Origin of the sequence: Burkholderia sp. Bp9142 (assembly GCF_003853415.1) — a bacterium.
Classification (GTDB): Bacteria; Pseudomonadota; Gammaproteobacteria; order Burkholderiales; family Burkholderiaceae; genus Burkholderia.
On the sequence record NZ_QTPP01000018.1, the window covers coordinates 88772 to 108689 of the forward strand.

General features: G+C 67.5%; 13 protein-coding genes. 7 read left to right on the plus strand and 6 right to left on the minus strand.

The window, feature by feature from the left end:
- The gene (locus tag DIE22_RS20670) at window positions 1-4458 is read left to right on the plus strand and encodes a cellulose synthase subunit BcsC-related outer membrane protein (protein WP_124500096.1); all 4458 of its coding nucleotides are present in this window, start codon (window positions 1-3) and stop codon (window positions 4456-4458) included.
- Window positions 4459-4801: 343 nt separating this feature from the next.
- On the opposite strand, the gene DIE22_RS20675 is transcribed toward DIE22_RS20670, so the two are convergent.
- The 4 genes from DIE22_RS20675 to DIE22_RS20690 form a co-directional block, all read right to left on the minus strand.
- Window positions 4802-5032, minus strand: a complete 231-nt coding sequence (locus DIE22_RS20675) for a hypothetical protein (RefSeq protein ID WP_124500097.1) — start codon at window positions 5030-5032, stop codon at window positions 4802-4804.
- A gap of 101 nt (window positions 5033-5133) precedes the next feature.
- Window positions 5134-6243 carry a class II histone deacetylase gene (locus tag DIE22_RS20680; RefSeq protein WP_124500098.1) on the minus strand — a complete coding sequence of 370 codons (1110 nt, stop codon included), beginning with the start codon at window positions 6241-6243 and terminating at the stop codon, window positions 5134-5136.
- Window positions 6244-6259: 16 nt separating this feature from the next.
- Complete coding sequence (locus DIE22_RS20685) at window positions 6260-7477, minus strand: MFS transporter (RefSeq protein WP_124500099.1); 1218 nt, start codon at window positions 7475-7477, stop codon at window positions 6260-6262.
- A gap of 22 nt (window positions 7478-7499) precedes the next feature.
- Entirely contained in the window at window positions 7500-8546 is a 1047-nt protein-coding gene (locus DIE22_RS20690) for a porin (protein ID WP_124500100.1), read from the minus strand.
- A gap of 302 nt (window positions 8547-8848) precedes the next feature.
- Between DIE22_RS20690 and DIE22_RS20695 the strand changes: the two genes are divergently transcribed.
- Complete coding sequence (locus DIE22_RS20695) at window positions 8849-9994, plus strand: LuxR C-terminal-related transcriptional regulator (RefSeq protein WP_124500101.1); 1146 nt, start codon at window positions 8849-8851, stop codon at window positions 9992-9994.
- 101 nt (window positions 9995-10095) lie between these two features.
- Window positions 10096-11094 (plus strand): 2-dehydropantoate 2-reductase, encoded by a 999-nt coding sequence (locus DIE22_RS20700; protein ID WP_124500102.1) that lies wholly within the window; start codon window positions 10096-10098, stop codon window positions 11092-11094.
- A gap of 252 nt (window positions 11095-11346) precedes the next feature.
- On the opposite strand, the gene DIE22_RS20705 is transcribed toward DIE22_RS20700, so the two are convergent.
- On the minus strand, window positions 11347-11796 hold the full coding sequence (locus DIE22_RS20705; RefSeq protein ID WP_124500103.1) for a MarR family winged helix-turn-helix transcriptional regulator: 450 nt from the start codon (window positions 11794-11796) through the stop codon (window positions 11347-11349).
- A gap of 62 nt (window positions 11797-11858) precedes the next feature.
- A complete protein-coding gene (locus DIE22_RS20710) occupies window positions 11859-13028 on the minus strand; it encodes a glycerate kinase (protein WP_124500104.1) in 1170 nt (389 codons plus the stop codon).
- A gap of 375 nt (window positions 13029-13403) precedes the next feature.
- Between DIE22_RS20710 and tig the strand changes: the two genes are divergently transcribed.
- From tig to lon, 4 genes are all read left to right on the plus strand, one after another.
- Window positions 13404-14750: a trigger factor gene (gene tig / locus DIE22_RS20715; RefSeq protein WP_124500105.1), complete on the plus strand. Its 1347-nt coding sequence runs from the start codon at window positions 13404-13406 to the stop codon at window positions 14748-14750.
- Between the two features lie 140 nt (window positions 14751-14890).
- On the plus strand, window positions 14891-15544 hold the full coding sequence (gene clpP, locus DIE22_RS20720; RefSeq protein ID WP_124500106.1) for an ATP-dependent Clp endopeptidase proteolytic subunit ClpP: 654 nt from the start codon (window positions 14891-14893) through the stop codon (window positions 15542-15544).
- Window positions 15545-15708: 164 nt separating this feature from the next.
- Window positions 15709-16980, plus strand: a complete 1272-nt coding sequence (clpX, locus tag DIE22_RS20725; protein ID WP_006754177.1) for an ATP-dependent Clp protease ATP-binding subunit ClpX — start codon at window positions 15709-15711, stop codon at window positions 16978-16980.
- A 197-nt stretch (window positions 16981-17177) separates the two neighbouring features.
- Window positions 17178-19601: an endopeptidase La gene (lon, locus tag DIE22_RS20730; protein ID WP_124500107.1), complete on the plus strand. Its 2424-nt coding sequence runs from the start codon at window positions 17178-17180 to the stop codon at window positions 19599-19601.
- The last annotated feature ends 317 nt before the right edge of the window (window positions 19602-19918 follow it).

The window sequence follows — 19918 nt, forward strand, 5'->3', positions numbered from 1 at the left end:
ATGCGAAACCGACGGTTACGCGGGCTCGGCGCCGCCCGCGCGGGCGGTATCGCGAGTCTCCTGCTCGCGCTGGCCCTGCCGCACGCGGCTGCTGCCGGCAGCGACGCGCTGAAGGTGCTCGTCGAGCAGGGCCGATACTGGCAGGCGCACGGTCGAGGCGACCTCGCGGCACAGGCCTGGCAGAAGGTGCTGGGCGTCGATCCGGATCAGCCCGACGCGCTGTTCGGCATGGGCATGGTGCTCGCCGATCGCCACGATGTCGACGGCGCGCGCCGCTACCTGGAACAGTTGCGCCGTATCGCGCCCGGCTTTGCGCGGATCGACGAGCTTGGCCGACGCCTGGGCGACGCGAGCGTGCGGGACGGCGAGATCAGCGATGCCCGCCGCCTCGCGCAAACGGGGCAGAGCGCGCTGGCCGCGCGACAGTATCAGCACGCGCTGCAAGGCGCGCCGTCGTCGCCGGCACTGCAGCTCGAGTACTTCCAGGCGCTCGCGGCCACGCCGAGCGGATGGAATGAAGCGCGGCGCGGCCTGGAACGTCTCGCGCGCGACAACCCCGACGATCCGCGCTACGCGCTCGCGTATGCGCAACACCTGACCTATCGTGACGCGACGCGCCGCGACGGCATCGCGCGGCTCGAGCAGTTGTCCGCCGACGGGAAAGTCGGGAAAGAGGCGCGCCAGAGCTGGCGCCAGGCGCTGCTCTGGCTCGCGGCAAGGCCGTCGGATCAGGCGCGCTATCTCGCCTACCTGAAGCGGGTGCCCGACGATCCGCCGGTCAAGGCGCGCTACGACAGCATGGTGCGACAGGATCAAACCGGGCGCGAGGGCGATCAGCGAGGCGCGTCGAACGAAGCGCGCGGCCGCGCGATCGAGGACGGCTTCGCGGCACTCCAGCGCGGCGATCTCGACGCGGCGCGGGCCCGCTTCGACGGCGTGCTCGACACGTTGCCGAACGACAGCGACGCGCTGGGCGGTCGCGGCATCGTCGAACTGAAGCAGGAGCGCTTTGCGCAGGCGCGAAGCGATCTGGAGCGCGCGTCGCGAGGCGGGAATGCGGCGCGCTGGCGATCGGCGCTGGGCAGCGCGACATACTGGGCCTACACGAGCGAGGCACTGGGCGCGCAAAGCAACGGCGACTTCGCACAGGCGAAAGCGCTGTTCGAGCGCGCGATTCTTGCCGATCCGTCGAACGTCACCGCGCAGGTGCTGCTGGGCGACGCGCTGCTGGAGCATCGCGATGCGCGTGGCGCCGAGCAGGCGTACCGGATGGCGCTGCGGCGTCAGTCCGACAATCCGGACGCGATACGCGGCATGGTCGGCGCGCTGGCCGCGCAGGGGCGCGGCGACGAAGCATTGCAGTTCGCGACGCAACTGAGCGCCGAGCAGCAATCGAAGGCCGGCGGCCTCGACCGGCTGCGTCGCACGGCCGAGGCGGCGCAGGCGCGGCAGGCCGAAGCGCGCGGCGACCTGGGCGCGGCGCGCAGTCTGTTCGAGGATGCGCTCGCGGGCAGCCCGGACGATCCGTGGCTGCGGCTGGATCTGGCACGCGTGTACGTGCGGCAAGGCGCGCTCGCGTCGGCTCGCAGCGTGATGGACGGATTGCTGGCCGAGCGACCCGACATGCCCGACGCGCTCTATGCCGGCGCGCTGCTGGCCGAGCAGACGCAGGACTGGAGCATCGGGCTGCAGCGGCTCGAGCGCATCGCGCCCGCGCAACGCACGACGGCGATGACGACGTTGCAGCACCGCCTCTGGGTCGGCCAGCAGGTTGCACTCGCGACACGGATGGCGCGCGAGGGCCGCCGTGCGCAGGCGCTCGGCGTGCTGCACGATGCGGAGGGAATCGGTCAGGCGGTGCCGGCGCTCGCGGCGCAGCTGTCGGCGGGCTATGCGCAAGCCGGCGACACGTCGCGTGCGCTCTGGATCGTGCAGCGTGCGCTGGCCCGGGAACCGGGCAACGCCGACGTGCTGCTGCAATATGCGCGGATTCTGCTGACCGTGCGCGACGATGCGCTTCTGGGCGACGCGATGCGCCGGCTCGCCGCGATGCCGCTGTCGCCCGCGCAGCGCGGCGACTTCGAACGCCTGAACCTCGAAATCGTCGTGCGCCAGGCCGATGCGGTACGCCAGGCAGGCGACCTCGCCGGCGGCTACGCCGTCATCGCACCGTGGCTGGCCGCGATGCCCGACAGCCCGGAACTCCAGACCGCGCTTGCGCGGCTGTATACGTCGGCCGGCGACGCGCCGAACGCGCTGAAATGCTATCGGGTCGCCCTGGCCCGCCGGCCCGACGATACGGGATTGCTGGTCGCGGCGATCTATGCGGCGAGCGGCGCGAAGGCATGGCGCGACGGCGAAGCGTTCGCGGCCACCGCGCTGCGTATTGCGCCCGACGACGCAGGGCTGCTTGCCGCGACGGGCCGCCTGTATCGCGCGGAGGGGAATCTTTCGCTCGCCGCGCAGTATCTGCAGCGTGCGCTGCTGACCGCCAATACGCCGCCCCCGAGCAGCAAGCCGGCGCGGTCGAACGTTCCGCGCGGTTGGGAGGACGCGATGCGGCGCATCGGCGCGAACCCGCTGCCCGGTACCAATCCGTTCGAAGGCAAGACCGCCGTCGACGTCGTGCGTCCGTCGACCGGCTCCGGCGCCGCGGTACCGCCGCTGCCGGGCATGCCTTCCTGGTCCACCCCGTCTTCTTCTGCCCCGACCGTGCCCTATACGATGCCGCCCGCGCCGCCCGCGACCTACGTCACACCGTCCGCCATGCCGGAGGCGCACATGGTGCCGTCCGCCATGCCGCTGCAGCCAGTCGCGCGCGATCCCGGCGGTTACGGCCAGGAGAGCGCTGGCGCGGGCGAATCGGGTGGGCCTGCGATCGCGCGGCGCTATCGGCCCTATCGGGAGCCTGCCGCCGACGTACCGCCGGCGGGGACGTCCGCGGGATGCGTGTCGCAGGCCGATTCGAACGATGACTGCGCCGGCTACGTCGCCACGCCATGGCCGATGTCGCCGGCGTCGCGCGCTGCGGCGACGAGCGCGTCGCCGATGGCATCCACGCCCTCCGCCAGGGCGAGCCGGCCGTCGCGCGGCGGCGCGAAGGCTCCCTCCGCGCGGTCGTCCGCTCCTTCGCTGGCATACGGGCAGCCCGATGCGTCGCCTCGCTATATCCCGCAACCGCCGGCCGGCTATGCGCAAAGTGCGACCGCGGCCCGGTCGCCGCGGCCGGATGCGGGCGCGGACGCCGGCGGACAGATGCTCGATGTCGCGTCGGAGCTTGCCCAGGTGAACCGCGAGCAGGCCAGTACGGCGACCGGCGGCCTCGTGTTCCGAAACCGTACGGGCGAAGCAGGGCTGTCGGGCCTCACCGATATCGAGGCGCCGCTCGAAGGGCGTATCAAGGCGGGCAACGGCCACATCGTCGTGACCGCCACCCCCGTCATGCTCGACGGCGCCAACTCGGCCACCGATGTGCCGACCCTCGCCCGGTTCGGCGCGGGGCTCGCAGCGGCGCCCGGCGGCGGCTCGCCGGGTTCCCAGACGGCGAGCGGCGTCGGTCTCTCCGCAGGCTACGAAGGCAAGCAATTGAAGGTCGATATCGGCGCGACGCCGGTCGGGTTCCCTTACCAGGATATGGTTGGCGGCGTGCGCTACAACGGTGCCATAACCGATCGGGCCGCCTATTCGCTGGCCGTCACGCGCCGCGCGGTGACCGACAGCCTGCTGTCGTTCGCGGGCGCGCGCGATGCGGGTGCCGGCCTCAAATGGGGCGGCGTGACGCGCAGCGGCGCGCGCGGCGCGCTGAGCTGGGACGACGGCACCAGCGGCGCGTATGTCGCGGGCGCGTTCGACTACTACGACGGCCATCACGTGGAACGGAACTTCGCCGGCAAGGGGAGCGGCGGCGCCTATACGCGCCTGTTTCGCGACGCCGACCGGACGCTTACCGTGGGCATCAATGCGACGTGGATGCGCTTCGGCAAGAACCAGTCATATTTCACGTACGGCCAGGGTGGCTATTTCAGTCCGCAGCAGTATGTGATCCTGAACATACCGGTCGAGTATGCGGGGCGAACGGGTGCCTTTGCCTACGATCTGAACGGTTCGTTCGGTGTGCAGCATTACCGGCAGAACGCGGTGCCGTATTTCCCGCTCGATCCCGGCATGCAGGCGCAAGCGGCGGCGAACGCAGCCACCAGTCAAGCGGTGGGGCTCGACCCGGGGGCCGTGTATCCGGCACGCAGCAAGACCGGCATTGCCTATTCGCTCGCCGCGCGCGGCGAATACCAGGTCGCCCCGCAGCTTGCCGTCGGCGGGACTGCCTCGTTCGGCAACGCTTATCAGTATCGCGAGTGGACGGCGGCCGTCTATCTCCGTTACAGCTTCACGCCACAAGTCGGCGTGTCGCCGTTTCCGCCGCGCGCGTTCACGTCGCCGTATCTCGCGGAAGCCGACTGACCGGATTCGCATGGAGTCGTGGCGGTTCGATGCGATATGCAGTGCACGACGCCATCCTCGCGCATACGCATGCTGGCGGATCCGTTCAGAGGTTGGTCGGCCCGTCGTTGATGCGGAACAGTGCGACGCCGATACAGAAGCCGAACGTCGCGCGGAAAATGTCATTGTCGATGCCGAACATGGTCGCATCGCTGATCAGGCCGTGGCGCGCAAACCTCGGCCCTCGGCGAGGAGATGGGGCGGCCAATCGCTTACGTATCGTATGAGCAATACTTTTCAGATTCGCGGGCTGTTTAACCCGGGGTCGTGGCCCGACCGCGGCGCTTTGTCGTTTTGAGCGCGTCTAATCCCAGAAACTCCGCACCGCGACCGCGACGATCACCGGCACCGAAAACACCAGCGGAATCGCGAAATACTGGGCTTCGCGATCGACGATCCAGCTATAGATCAACCACGCCGCGCCGATCGCGAACGTGATGAGGCCGACCAGCACGGCGGCGATATTCAGCGCCAGCTTCGACGGCTGGCGGCGCGCTTTCTCGTTGGTGTCGGGTTCGCGCGGAGAGGATTTCATCTGAAGAGGGGCCTGGCAGGTGTAAAAGCACAGGAGACCCCATCCGCACCGATCGCGCAAGGGCCTGCGCATGCCGGCCCGGTATTGTCGGTGAGCGCGCGTTACAACCCGAACGACGCCGCCAGTTCGTCGAGCAGTTCGCGCTGGAACGCGACGAACCGCTCGCCCGGCTGCTGCGCGAGCGCGAGGTCGAGCATCGGATCCGCGACATCGGTGCGCATGCCGGCCAGCTCCTCGACGATCGCGAGTCCGCAGAACGGCACGTACGCCTCCGAATAGCCGCCTTCATGGACGATCACGAGCCGCCCGCCGCAGTGGCGCTGCGCCGCTTCCTTCACCGCACGCGTCATGAACCGGTAGCTGTCGGTATGCAGCTGCATGCGCGCGAGCGGATCGACCGCGCTCGCGTCGAGGCCGCTCGCAACGACGATCAACTCGGGCCGGAACCGCTCCAGCGCCGGCAGCACGATGCGCGCGAAGGCATGGCGATACGCGTCGTCGCCGCTGCCCGCGAGCAACGGCACGTTCAGGTTCGCACCGACGCCCGCGCCTTCGCCGCGATCGCCGCTGCCGCTGTAGCCGGGCGGAAAGCAGCGGTCCTGATGCAGCGAGATCGTCAGCGTGTCCGGATCGTCGTAATAGATCGACTGCGTGCCGTTGCCGTGATGCACGTCCCAGTCGAGCACCGCGACGCGATCGATGCCGTGCTTCGCGCGCGCGGCCTCGATCGCGATCGGGATGTTCGCGAGCAGGCAGAAGCCCATCGGGCGATCGCGCAGGCAGTGATGGCCGGGCGGTCGCGACAGCGAGAACGCGTTGACCGCATGCTCGGCGACGACGGTGTCGACCGCCGCGATCGCGAGGCCTGCGGACAGCGCGGCGATTTCGTAGCTACCGTTGCCGAACGGCGCGAGATCGCCGAGGTCGCCGCCGTGCGCATCGCTGAGCGCGCGGAACGCGTCGAGATAGCTTGCCGGATGGATGCGCAGCAGATCGCCGGTGGTGGCCGGCGCGGCGCCGCGCATGTCGAGGTGGGCGGCAAGGCCCGACGCCTGCACGAGCGATAGGAAGCGGCGTTTCGAATCGGGCGATTCCGCGTAACCGGCGCTCGACGGCGGCTGGACCCAGCCGCCGACCGGGAAGAACAGCGCGTGCGTGCCGCCGGTGTGCCAGAAGGTGCGTTCGTCGGTGAAGAAGGCAGTGCGATTCATGGGTGGGCTTGACCTGTCACGGTTGGGAAGAAACGGAAGTCATGGAAGTCCGCGTGCGGCGGTCGATATGGCGCAGCGCGGCGAACGACGCGATCGCGACGGCGGTTGCGGCCGCGAACAGCGCATGCATCGTGCCGCCGGCATCGAGCAACAGTCCGGCGAGCAGGGGGCCGGCCGCGAGCCCCGCGCCGATGACGAAATTGAGCGTCGCGACGAGGCGCCCGGACGTATCGATCTGCGCGACGGTCGCGAGAATGAACGGGAGCACGAACGTCCACGCGAACTTGAACGCGAAGATCGCGGCGCTGTAGCCGCTCGCCCGCGGCAGCGCGGCGAGTGCGACGAGCGCCGCCGCGAGCAGCGCGTAACCGGCGGCCAGCATCGCCCGCCGTGCAAGCCGGCCGCCCGCGCACGATGCGAGCGCCGCGCCGGCAATCCCCATCACGCTCGCGATCGCGAGTACGTTGCCGGTCGACTGCGGATCGAGCCCGGCCGCCGCCGCCGCGCGGCTCGCGAACGTCCACACGCTGCCGATCGCGAGATAGAACGCCAGCACCGCGCCGATCGCGAGCGCGACGAAACGTCGTGACGCATCCGTCGCGGCGTCGCGCGCGGCCTGCGCCGACGCGGTCCGCGCACCGAGCGTCGCCGGAAAGCCGCGCGACAGCGGCGCGGCAAGCCCCGCGAGCAAGGCCAGCGCGACATACAGCGCACGCAGCCCGAACGCGGCGAACAGGTGAGGCAGCACGAACAGGCCGATCGCGCCGGCGATCAACTGGCCGACGACCCACAGCCCGTACACGCGATCGCTGTTCTCGCTGGTGGCCGCGCTCGTCATGCAGAGCACCATCAGCGAACCGCCGCCGAGCGCGGTGACGGCGCGCAGCGCGAGCAGCGGGACGAAGCCGGGCATCCACCACGCGGTCAGGAGATTGCCCACGCCGAACAGGGCGATCGCGCAGGCAGCGACGCGGCGCGCATCGACGCGGCCGAGCCACAGGTACGACGGCAGGGTCGCGACGCTGAACGCGCCGAGTTCGACGAAGAAGTACGTGCCGATCTGCGACGCGGACAGCCCGAGCTGCGTCGCCAGCTGACCGGCGACGGCCGGCGCGACGAGCAGCAGCAGCGGCGTGATGGCCGCGAACACGACGAGTGCGACGAGCGTCGAGCGTGCGAATGTCGACGCGCGGCCGTCGGACGGCAGCGCGGCATCGGAGCAAAGGGTTTTCATGGCGGGATCTCGCTGGACGGAATCAGAACAGGTGGTACATGCCGGCCATCGCGCCGAACTGCGATGCGCCGGCGAGCGGCGTCGGGTCGTATTCGTAGACGGTCTGCGAGCTCTGGCCGCTGTTGCGCGCATAACCGAGGTTCACGTAGGCGACGGTGCGTTTCGACAGCGCGTAGGTGGTGCTCGCGATGAACAGCGTCGGGTGGCCGATCGCCGGCGTGTGCGAATCGGTGTGGTAGACGCCCGCGTTCAGTCCGATTCCGCTCGACGTCAGGTAACGCGCGCCGCCCCAGACGATCGTGCGCGCTGCATCGAGCTCGCCGGTCAGGCGTTCGATGCCCGCATAGACGGTGAGCGGCAGGGTCGCGAAGGCATAACGCGCGGCGAGCGTGCCGAGTTCGCGGCGGCGCGCGGACGCGTCGTCCGCCGCGGATGCGTCGCCATGCGCCTGATGCAGCACCGCGCTGACCGACAGTCCGTTGCTCGTGTACTGGCCGCCGAGTTCGAGCACGCGTGCGGCGCGCGTATTGCCCGCGACACCGGCCGTCGCCGCGAGGGCCTCGACATCGAAGCCGGCGAACGTCGGCGACTGGTACTTGATCGAGTGGTCGATGAAGTTCGCCGTCATCGGCACGATCACGCCCTGGCCGCTGTACGACGCGTACCACAGCGGGTCGTAGAACAGCGTCTTGTCGAACAGCACGCTGAATTGCCGTCCGAGCGTGACGGTGCCGACCGGGCCTGCGACACCGACGTACGCGCCGCGGAAGAACGCATGGCCTGCGGCGGTCGCGGTGCCGTCGTTGAGGTTGAGGCCCTGTTCGAGCTTGAACAGCGCGCGCCAGCCGCCGCCGAGATCCTCGTTGCCCTTCAGTCCGACCTGCGACGGCAGGATCCCGTAGTTCTGCAACTGCACGGCCGCGTGCCGTCCGTCGGCATGCGTCAGGTATTGCACGCCGGCGTCGAGCGCGCCATACAGCGTGAGGGTCGATTGCGCGTGCGCGGCGAGACTGCACGCGGCGAGCGCCGCGGTGGCGGCGGCCGTGCGGATGAAGCGGGGTGTCATCACGTGGGGTTCTCCATACCGTGCTGCATCGTGTGTCGTTGGTGTTGTCGCGACGCAGTGTCCGCAGCGGGAAAGCCGGCGAACAGTCGTGCAGATGAACGGTGTGGAAAACCCGCGGTGCACGGCATGGATGTGCCGCGACGCCGCGGTGCGGCGTGCTGCGCAGCAGCAACGGGCGGCGTACCGTTCAAATGGATGGGGCTGCCGCGTGTTCCGGCAGCGGCGCCCGTCAAAAATGCCGGTCGCTATAATCGGCCGGTCTGCGTTGCGCGCATCAGCGGCCCGATCGGGCGGGGGAGCGGAAGGTGAGGATCACGACGGATATCGGGCAGGATCTCGACGCGCTGCGCGACGTGCCGGCCGCGATCGTGCTCGACGAATCCGCATGGCCGCCGCTGCCGTCCCGCCGCGCCGATTTCGACGGCGTGACGCGCGGCGACACAGCGCGGCGCGAACTCGGCCTGATGCTGCTCGACCTGTACGCGGTCGCCGCGCAGTCCGGCATCGGCGAATTCGAGTGCCGCTTCTTTTCGCTGCTGCAGGGGCTCATCCCGTTCGACGCCGCGTGGACCGGCGTCGCGACGCACGTGCCGACCGGCCCCGTGATGCACAACAGTTTCCTGTACCGCCTTCCGCATGCGTTCTTCAGCGACTGGAAACGCGTGCGCGACTGCGATCCGCTCGCGCAACGCACGCTGCTCGGCGCACACGGCCGCGCGGTGCGCTTGTCGGTCGTCGAGCCGGGGTTCGACGCGCGGTTTCGCGACTGGTGCGTGAAGTACGGGCTGGCACAGCTGATGTGCGTGTGTACGCTCGACCGCCGCTTCGGGCTGACGACCTTCATGTCGATCTACCGCCAGGGCCTGAATCGTCCGTTCAGCGACGACGACGCGAGCCGCTTCGAGGAAGTGATCCCGCATCTGGCGGCCGCGCTGACGATCAATCGCGCGGCACAGCTCACGCGCGAGCGTGGCGACGCGGTTGCGCCGGCGGCACGCGCGCTGTGCGACAACTTCGGCGTGCTGCATCACGCCGATCACGGCTTCGACGACGTGCTGCGGACCGAATGGCAGGCGTGGACGGGCCCGCGTGTGCCGCAGCCGCTGGTCGCGCATGTGCGGCGCCAGTCGGGGCAGCCGTTCATCGGCGACGCGTTGCGCATCCGGTGCGTGCCCGTCGCGGGGCTGTTCCAGATCGAGGCGCGGCCGCGCTCGCTGCTCGACCGGCTGAGTCCGCGCGAACTCGCGGCGATCCGCCATTACGGCGCCGGGCGTTCGCACAAGGAGGTCGCGCAGCAGATGGCGATCTCGCCGACGACCGTGCGTCACTACCTGCGCTGCGCGTACCGCAAGCTCGGCATGCACGACAAGAGCCAGATCGCCGGCGTGCTCGGTGCGACGGGCGGCCGGACCGACGACGAGCCGGTGGAGGCGGGCGGCGCGCCGCGCTGAATCGCGCGTGCGGACACCGGCATGCAGACACCCGCATGAATAGTTGTATCCGCAACCATTGAGCGTTATGCTCGTCAGCTCCCAGCAGACGGATTTCCATCATGAACGACACGAATTCAGGGTCGGTGCGCGCGGCGGTGGTCGGTGTCGGCGCGATCGGCGGATTGCTCGCGGCCGCGCTGTCGCGCGCCGGCATGACGGTGAGCGCATACGTGCGCGGAGCGACGCTCGATGCGCTGAACGCGCACGGCGTGCGCGTGGTCGACGAGGCGGGCGCCGTGTCGTCGGTCCCGGTGCGCGCGAGCGACGACGCGGCCGCGCTCGGCGTGCAGGACTACGTGGTGATCGCGTTGAAGGCGCAGGCGTTGCCGGCGCTGGCCGCGCGCATCGCGCCGCTGGTCGGGCCCGGCACCGTGATCGTCGCCGCGATGAACGGGCTGCCGTGGTGGTTCACGCACGGGCTCGCGGGCCCGCTCGACGGCGTGCCGCTCGACGCGGTCGACCCGGCCGGCGCGGTCTCGGCGGCGCTGCCGCCCGCGCAGGCGATCGGCTGCGTCGTGCATCTGTCGTCGAGCACCGATGCGCCGGGTATCGTGCGGCGCGGCCGCGGCAACCGCCTGATCATCGGCTCGCCCGATCCGAGCCTCGACGCGCCGACCGCGCGGTTCGCGGCGGCGCTTGCCGCGGGCGGCTTCGACGTCGAGTCGACACCGGCGATCCGCACCGAGATCTGGGCGAAACTGTGGGGCAACATGAACATGAATCCGTTGAGCGCGCTCACGGGTTCGACCGCCGAGCAGCTGCTCGACGATCCGTTCACGCGGGAACTCGCGTTGCGGATGATGGAGGAGGCGGCCGCGATCGGTGCGAAGCTCGGTCTCGATACGGGGATGAGCGGGCCGCAGCGGATCGCCGTGACGCGCAAGCTCGGCGCGTTCAAGACGTCGATGCTGCAGGATGTCGAGGCCGGACGGCCGCTCGAGACCGGGCCGATCCTCGGCGTGTTTCCGGAGCTGGGGCGCAAGCTCGACGTGCCGACGCCGTATTGTGACGCGGTGCTGGGGTTGCTGCGTCAGCGCGCGGCGAACAGCGGGCTATAGCGGAGTGGGATCGCCGCGGTGATTGCCTGGCGTGATGGAGGCCGGCGCGCAGTCGTTCGGTGCGTGCCCGGCAGGGAAGACCGGGCCGCCGCCCATGCGTTCGGGCGACTCGGGCGCCCTGCGGGATTCATCTGAATAAAGCGGCGGCCGCTGGATCGCTCGTGACGCTCGCACGGCCCGGTGCGGCAATTCCCGGGCATGTGCCGCACATTCGCGACGCGCGAGTGGCACGGATCGCGTCCGCCGCGCGACTCACTCGTCGCGTTCGACCGCGTGCGCGACCACCTTGTCGAGCAGCCGCTCGAACGTCTGGCGTTCACTGTCGGACAGGCACGCGAGCAAGCCTTCATTCCACTTGCGCACGACCGGCATGATCTTGCGATGCAGCGCACGGCCGTCGGCGGTCAGCGCGATCAGCACGATCCGGCCGTCCTCCTCGCTCGCGCTGCGCTCGAGCAGCCCCTGGCGCAGCAGCGCTTCCGCCGCGCGGCTCGCCTGGCTCTTGTCGAGATTGGTATGACGGGCGAGATCCATGATCGAAAACGGGCCGAACGCGCCGACGGCGGCGATCACGCGCGCCTCGGGCAGCGAAATGTCCAGCTTGTGCCGGTACACCTCGGCGATCCCGCGGTCGGATCGCTTCGTGAGCGCATGGAGGCGATAGGTCAGAAACTGATCGAGCCCGGCTTGACGGCCTTTCATGTCGAATCCTGAAGAAAAAGGGCGGGCCCGATTGTTCCTGTATCGCGCGCTCGGGTCAACGGTCAGTGTGCGCCGTACTTCAGCCGTGTCAACTGTTCGGCTTCGTTCGCGAGCAGGTTCGCCGCGTCGCGGATCGCGACGTCGAGCGTGATCGGCCCCGGCGCCGGCGAAAAGCAGCCGGAAAAATGTTCGGACAGGCGCGGCAGCGCGGCCGGGTCGACCGCGCCCGACAGCAGCGACGCGGGCACGCCCGCGGCCTGCGCATGACGGCAGGCGATGAACGGCGCCTTGCCGTGCAGCGTCTGCACGTCGGAGCGGCCTTCGCCGGTGATCAGCCAGTCGGCGCCGGCAAGTGCCGCGTCGAGCCCGATCTGCCGCGCGACGACTTCCGCGCCGGCTTCGAACTGCGCACCCAGCATGTGCAGCGCAAAACCGAGGCCGCCCGCGGCGCCGGCACCGGCCAGGTCGCGGGCGCGACCGGCGGAAGTCCCCGTGGGACGCCGGTCGAGCGCGGCCTCGAGCAGGTCGGCGAAGCGGTCGAGCGCGGCATCGAGGGTCGCAATCTGGTCAGGCGTCACGCCCTTTTGCGGACCGAATACCGCGGTCGCGCCATGCGCGCCCGTCAGCGGATTGTCGACGTCGGACATGCCGGTGAATTCCGCTTCCTTCAGGCGCGGATCGAGCCCCGACGCGTCGATCCGTGCGATGTCGGCGAGCCGCGCGGGGACGGGTTCGACCAGCTGGCCGGCCGCATCGAAGCATTGCAGGCCGAGGCCCGCGAGCAACCCCGCGCCCGCGTCGTTGGTGCTGCTGCCGCCGAGTGCGACGAAGAACCGGCGCACGCCGTCGTCGAGCAGCGCGCGGATCGCCTCGCCCATCCCGCGCGTGCTGCGCGCGTCGACCGGCACGCTCATGCCGACCGCGTCGGTGATCCCGACGATCTCGGCCGTCTCGACGATCGCGGTGCGCGCATCGATCACGCCGACCGCCGCGTCATGTGGCGCGAGCGACGCGCCGGCCACCCGCATGACACGCCGCGTGCCGCCGCCGGCGAGCATCGCATCGAGCGTGCCTTCGCCGCCGTCGGCCATCGGGCAGCAGCGCACGACCGCGTCGGGCCGGGCGCGGCGGATGCCGGTGGCGATCGCGTCCGCGACCTGCTCGGCGGAAAGCGAGCCTTTGAACGAATCGGGCGCGATGACGACGACAGGCGCGGACGGGTGTTGCGGCATGGTGTCTCCGGAAGGCGTGATTGGTGTGATGAATGATGGCGCGAGCGCGTCGCACCCTCAATCGGAGCTTACAGGATGGCGGGCCCGCGGTGGATACGGCGGACGGCATAGCGGCGATCCGCGTGCATGGCCGTGCACGGACAGCGGGTATGCACGTACGTCGTGCCGATCTGGCGGTGCGAGGAAAATTGTTTGCTAGAATAGTCGATTCTTCCGGCCAAAGCCGTGCTCCGAGCCGCTTGCGCTAGCCATCCGGCGCGTGCAGGGATGGCGTGGCGCTCCGGCGCGGCGTGTGCATGCGATGCACCTCTCGCCGCAGGCAGGCACGGCAAGGAAAACCCGATTCGCTCGAATAATTTTAGGACGATTGAAGCCATGGCTAACGTTGTTGAGAACCTCGGCAAGCTTGAACGCCGCGTGACGATTTCCCTGCCGAAGGACACCGTGCAGAAGGAAATCGACGCCCGTATCCAGAAACTCGCGAAGAACGTTCGCATGCCGGGTTTCCGCCCGGGCAAGGTGCCGCTGAAGATGGTCGCCCAGCAGTACGCGGGTCAGGTCGAGGCGGAAGTGCTGAGCGACAAGATCGGCCAGGAATTCTTCACGATCAGCCGCGCGGAAAACCTGCGCGTGGCTGGCCAGCCGAACTTCGAGCCGAAGCAGGAGCAGGCCGAGGATGCCTACGCGTTCGACGCGACGTTCGAGGTCTACCCGGAAGTGAAGATCGGCGATCTGGCGACGGCTGAAGTCGAGCGCTCGACGACGTCGATCGGCGATGCCGAAATCGACCGCACGCTGGACATCCTGCGCAAGCAGCGCGTGCACTTCCACGCTCGCGGCGAAGCCGGCGAGCACGGCGACGGCGGTGCGGACACCGCAGCCAAGAACGGCGACCGCGTGACGGTCGACTTCGTCGGCAAGATCGACGACGTCGCGTTCCAGGGCGGCACGGCCGAAGACTTCCCGTTCGTGCTCGGCGAAGGCCGCATGCTGCCGGAATTCGAAACGGCGGCGCTCGGCCTGAAGGCCGGCGAACAGCGCACGTTCGACCTGAAGTTCCCGGACGACTACCACGGCAAGGACGTGGCGGGCAAGACGGCGCAATTCACGGTCACGATGAAGAAGATCGAGTGGCCGCACCTGCCGGAAATCGACGGCGAATTCGCGAAGTCGCTCGGCATCGAAGACGGCGACCTGACGAAGATGCGCGGCGAGATCAAGGAAAACCTCGAGCGTGAAGCGAAGCGCCGCACGCAATCCATCGTCAAGAACCAGGTGATGGATGCGCTGCTGAAGATTTCCGAACTCGACGTGCCGAAGGCGCTGATCGAGCAGGACCAGCAACGCCTCGTCGAAATGGCTCGCCAGGATCTGGCGCAGCGCGGCGTGCCGAACGCGAAGGACGCACCGATCCCGGGCGAGATGTTCGCCGAGCAGGCAGAGCGTCGCGTGAAGCTGGGCCTCGTGCTGGCCGAGCTCGTGAAGTCGAACAGCCTGGAAGCGAAGCCGGAACAGATCCGTGCGGAAGTCGACGAGTTCGCGAAGAGCTACGAAGACCCGAAGGAAGTGGTCCGCTGGTATTATTCCAACCAGCAGCGCCTCGCCGAGATGGAAGCGTTCGTCGTTGAAAGCAACGTCGTCGACTTCGTGCTGGGCAAGGCAAAGGTGACGGACAAGGAAGTGAGCTTCGAGGCACTCGCGAGCGCATCGGCGCAAGCGTAAGTGTCGCTCTAGCGGCGTGCCGGCTGTCGGAGCGACGGCCCGCACGCCGTTTTTACGTCAAGCGCACGGTTGCCATTAATATGGCGATTGAGCGGGCGGCTTCCTTCCGTTCAATTTTCCATTCGAACAAGGTTCATTGAATGATCACTCGCGCTGAATTGCTGGACATGCTTGCTTCGAACGCGCCGCAGGGTTTCGAGGCGCAAGCGCTGGGGCTGGTGCCGATCGTCGTCGAAACGAGCGGCCGCGGCGAGCGTTCGTACGATATTTATTCGCGTCTCCTGAAGGAGCGCCTGGTGTTCATGGTCGGCGAAGTGAACGACCAGACCGCCAACCTCGTGGTCGCGCAATTGCTGTTCCTCGAGAGCGAGAATCCCGACAAGGACATCAACCTCTACATCAACAGCCCGGGCGGCTCGGTGTCGGCCGGCATGGCGATCTACGACACGATGCAGTTCATCAAGCCGGACGTGTCGACCCTTTGCATGGGCCTCGCGGCCAGCATGGGCGCGTTCCTGCTCGCGTCGGGCGCGAAGGGCAAGCGTTTCGCGCTGCCGAACTCGCGCGTGATGATTCACCAGCCGCTCGGTGGCGCTCGCGGCCAGGCATCCGACATCGAGATCCAGGCACGCGAAATCCTCTACCTGAAGGAACGGCTGAACAACCTGCTCGCGCAGCACACGGGCCAGGACGTCGAGCGCATCGCGCGCGACACCGACCGTGATAATTTCATGTCGAGCGAGGACGCGAAGGCGTACGGGCTGATCGATCAGGTGCTGCTGAAGCGCCCGTGAGCTTAAGTGGGGTGCCGCCCCGATTCGCGCGGCACCCCCGCAACGTCCCGAGTGCCTTGAGCATCTGCGGCAAGCGCATCCAGCCGGCTCCGGTCGCGCCCTAGGCGCGGCGTCCGGAGCATTCGGCGTATCATGTCATTTACCTGTCCGGAGGCTCTACATTCATGGCGGACAAAAAAGGTTCGAACAGCGAGAAGCTGTTGTATTGCTCGTTCTGCGGGAAGAGCCAGCATGAGGTGAAGAAACTCATCGCCGGCCCGTCGGTATTCATCTGCGATGAGTGCATCGACCTCTGCAACGAGATCATTCGCGACGAGGCGGCTGCCGCCGGCGTCGAGGCCAGCCTGTCCCGGTCGGATCTGCCGAGCCCGCAGGAAATTCGCGACATCCTCGATCAGTACGTGATCGGCCAGGAGCGTGCGAAGAAGATCCTCGCGGTGGCGGTGTACAACCACTACAAGCGCCTGAAGCATCTCGACAAGAAGGACGACGTCGAACTGTCGAAGAGCAACATCCTGCTGATCGGCCCGACGGGCTCCGGCAAGACGCTGCTCGCGCAGACCCTCGCGCGGTTGCTGAACGTGCCGTTCGTGATCGCCGATGCGACGACGCTGACCGAAGCCGGCTACGTCGGCGAGGACGTCGAGAACATCATCCAGAAGTTGTTGCAGAACTGCAACTATGAGGTCGACAAGGCGCAGCGCGGGATCGTCTACATCGACGAAATCGACAAGATCAGCCGCAAGTCGGACAACCCGTCGATCACGCGCGACGTGTCGGGCGAGGGCGTCCAGCAGGCGCTGCTGAAGCTCGTCGAGGGCACGATGGCGTCGGTGCCGCCGCAGGGCGGCCGCAAGCACCCGAACCAGGATTTCATCCAGGTCGACACGACCAACATCCTGTTCATCTGCGGCGGCGCGTTCGACGGTCTCGAGAAGGTGATCACCGATCGCACCGAAAAGACGGGCATCGGCTTCGGCGCGACGGTCAAGAGCAAGCAGGAGCGCGACGCGGGCGAAGTGCTGCGCGAGACGGAGCCGGAAGACTTGATCAAATTCGGTCTGATCCCCGAATTGATCGGCCGTCTGCCGGTGGTCGCGACGCTCGGCAAGCTCGATGAAGCCGCGCTGATGAAGATTCTCGTCGAGCCGAAGAACGCGCTCGTCAAGCAGTATCACAAGCTGTTCGCGATGGAGCGCGTCGAGCTGGAAATCCGGCCGGGCGCGTTGCAGGCAGTCGCCCGCAAGGCGATCCGCCGCAAGACCGGCGCGCGCGGTTTGCGTTCGATCATCGAACAGGCCTTGCTCGACGTGATGTACGAGCTGCCGGCGATGAAAGGGGTCAGCAAGGTCATCATCGACGAGAACGTGATCGATGGCGACGGCAAACCCCTGCTGATCTATGAGGACACGCCGAAGGTGGCGGGTTCGAACTGACCGGCTTGCCGACGATGTTCTGCGAAAAAGGCCGTTCATGAGACCGTGGGCGGCTTTTTTTCGTTTATCTTGTGGGTAACTCTGACTCGACACGCGGTGGTTACTTTCTTACCGAATATTTCCCGCACTTGAAGGCTTGCAATTCGTTGTGGCGGCCTCAATTACCGAACAATTGATTCCACTCATGGGGAAATGAAATGTCAGGCACCCAACTTCTCCCGCCGGAACGCATCACGCTCCCGCTGCTGCCGCTGCGGGACGTCGTCGTTTTCCCGCACATGGTGATTCCGCTCTTCGTGGGCCGACCGAAATCGATCAAGGCCCTCGAAGCAGCGATGGAAGGCGGAAAGCACATCATGCTCGTCGCCCAGAAAACCGCGGCCAAGGACGAACCGACCGAAAAGGACATGTACGAGGTCGGTTGTATCGCCAACATCCTGCAGATGCTGAAGCTGCCGGACGGCACCGTGAAGGTGCTCGTCGAGGGCCTGCAGCGTGCGAAGGCGTTGTCGATCGAAGAGCAGGAGACGCAGTTCTCCTGCGAAGTGATGCCGCTCGAGCCCGATCACGCCGACAGCGCGGAAACGGAAGCGCTGCGCCGCGCGATCGTGTCGCAGTTCGACCAGTACGTGAAGCTGAACAAGAAGATCCCGCCGGAGATTCTCACGTCGCTGTCGGGCATCGATGAAGCCGGTCGCCTCGCGGACATGATCGCCGAGCGTCTGCCGCTGAAGCTCGACCAGAAGCAGCATATCCTCGAGATGTTCCCGGTCATCGAGCGCCTCGAGCACCTGCTCGCGCAGCTCGAAGCCGAGATCGACATCCTGCAGGTCGAAAAGCGCATCCGCGGGCGCGTGAAGCGCCAGATGGAAAAGAGCCAGCGCGAGTACTACCTGAACGAACAGGTCAAGGCGATCCAGAAGGAACTGGGCGAAGGCGAAGAGGGTGCGGATCTCGAGGAACTCGAGAAGCGCATCAACGCCGCGCGCATGCCGAAGGAAGCGAAGAAGAAGGCCGACGCCGAGCTCAAGAAGCTGAAGCTGATGTCGCCGATGTCGGCGGAAGCGACCGTCGTGCGCAACTACATCGACACGCTGATCGGCCTGCCGTGGCGCAAGAAGAGCAAGGTCAACAACGATCTGTCGAACGCCGAGCAGGTGCTCGACGAGGATCACTTCGGCCTCGAGAAGGTGAAGGAACGCATCCTCGAGTACCTTGCGGTGCAACAGCGCGTGGACAAGGTCAAGGCGCCGATCCTGTGTCTCGTCGGGCCTCCGGGCGTCGGCAAGACCTCGCTCGGCCAGTCGATCGCGCGTGCGACGAACCGCAAGTTCGTCCGGATGGCGCTCGGCGGCGTGCGTGACGAAGCCGAGATCCGCGGCCACCGCCGGACGTACATCGGCTCGATGCCGGGCAAGATCCTGCAAAGCCTCGCGAAGGTCGGCGTGCGCAATCCGCTCTTCCTGCTCGACGAAGTCGACAAGATGGGCATGGATTTCCGCGGCGATCCGTCGTCGGCGCTGCTCGAAGTGCTCGATCCGGAACAGAACCACACGTTCGCCGATCACTACATCGAGGTCGACTTCGACCTGTCGGACGTGATGTTCGTCGCGACGTCGAACTCGCTGAACATCCCGCCGCCGCTGCTCGACCGGATGGAAGTGATTCGTCTGTCGGGCTACACGGAAGACGAGAAGGTCAGCATCGCGCAGCGTTACCTGCTGCCGAAGCAGAAGAAGAACAACGGCCTGAAGGAAGGCGAGATCGAGGTCGCCGAGCAGGCGATCCGCGACATCATCCGCTACTACACGCGCGAAGCCGGTGTGCGTTCGCTCGAGCGGGAAGTGTCGAAGATCTGCCGCAAGGTCGTGAAGATGCTGCTGCTGAAGAAGGCATCGGGCGCGATCAAGGTCGATGGCGAGAACCTCGATACGTTCCTCGGCGTGCGCAAGTACGACTTCGGCCTCGCGGCGAAGGAAAACCAGGTCGGTCAGGTGACGGGCCTCGCGTGGACGGAAGTCGGCGGCGACCTGCTGACGATCGAAGCCGCGGTGATGCCGGGCAAGGGCAACGTGATCCGCACCGGTTCGCTCGGCGACGTGATGAAGGAGTCGGTCGAGGCTGCACGTTCGGTCGTGCGCTCGCGTTCGCGGCGTCTGGGCATCAAGGACGAAGCGTTCGAGAAGCAGGACATCCACATCCACGTGCCGGAAGGCGCGACGCCGAAGGACGGTCCGTCCGCCGGCGGTGCGATGACGACCGCGCTGGTGTCGGTGCTGACGGGGATCCCCGTGCGTGCCGATGTCGCGATGACGGGCGAGATCACGCTGCGTGGCGAAGTGCTGCCGATCGGCGGGCTGAAGGAAAAGCTGCTGGCTGCGCATCGCGGCGGCATCAAGCTCGTGCTGATCCCGGAAGAGAACGTGAAGGATCTCGCGGACATTCCGGACAACGTGAAGAACGCGATCGAGATCGTGCCGGTCCGCTGGATCGACAAGGTGCTCGAGCTCGCGCTCGAACGTACGCCGACTCCGCTGCCGCCTGAAGAAGAGGCGAAGGCTGCGGCACCGGTCGGCGAGGCGGCGAAGGATGCCGGCTCGACGGAAGTCGTCAAGCACTGAGAACCTGAACGCCGTCGCTGACGGTGGTTCACGAAACCCGCGGCGTGTCCGCGGGTTTTTTTATTGGTGCGCCCAGCATGGGCGCATTCCTGCGGGTGTAAGTCCCGCCATGAGCTGGTCACAGCGAGTGAAGTGAAGCGCAACTGCATGAGGGTGACCGAGTGTGGGGAGGAAGCGTGGAGCGTAAATCGCGAGCCGATGAACAAGAACCGCATAGAAGGCGTTGCCGAGCAGGGCGAGCGGGCCATAAACCGCGAAGCTCTCGTGACCAAGGCGAGGCGGCGTAAATGCGGCGGTTGAGCGATGAAGGAATGCGT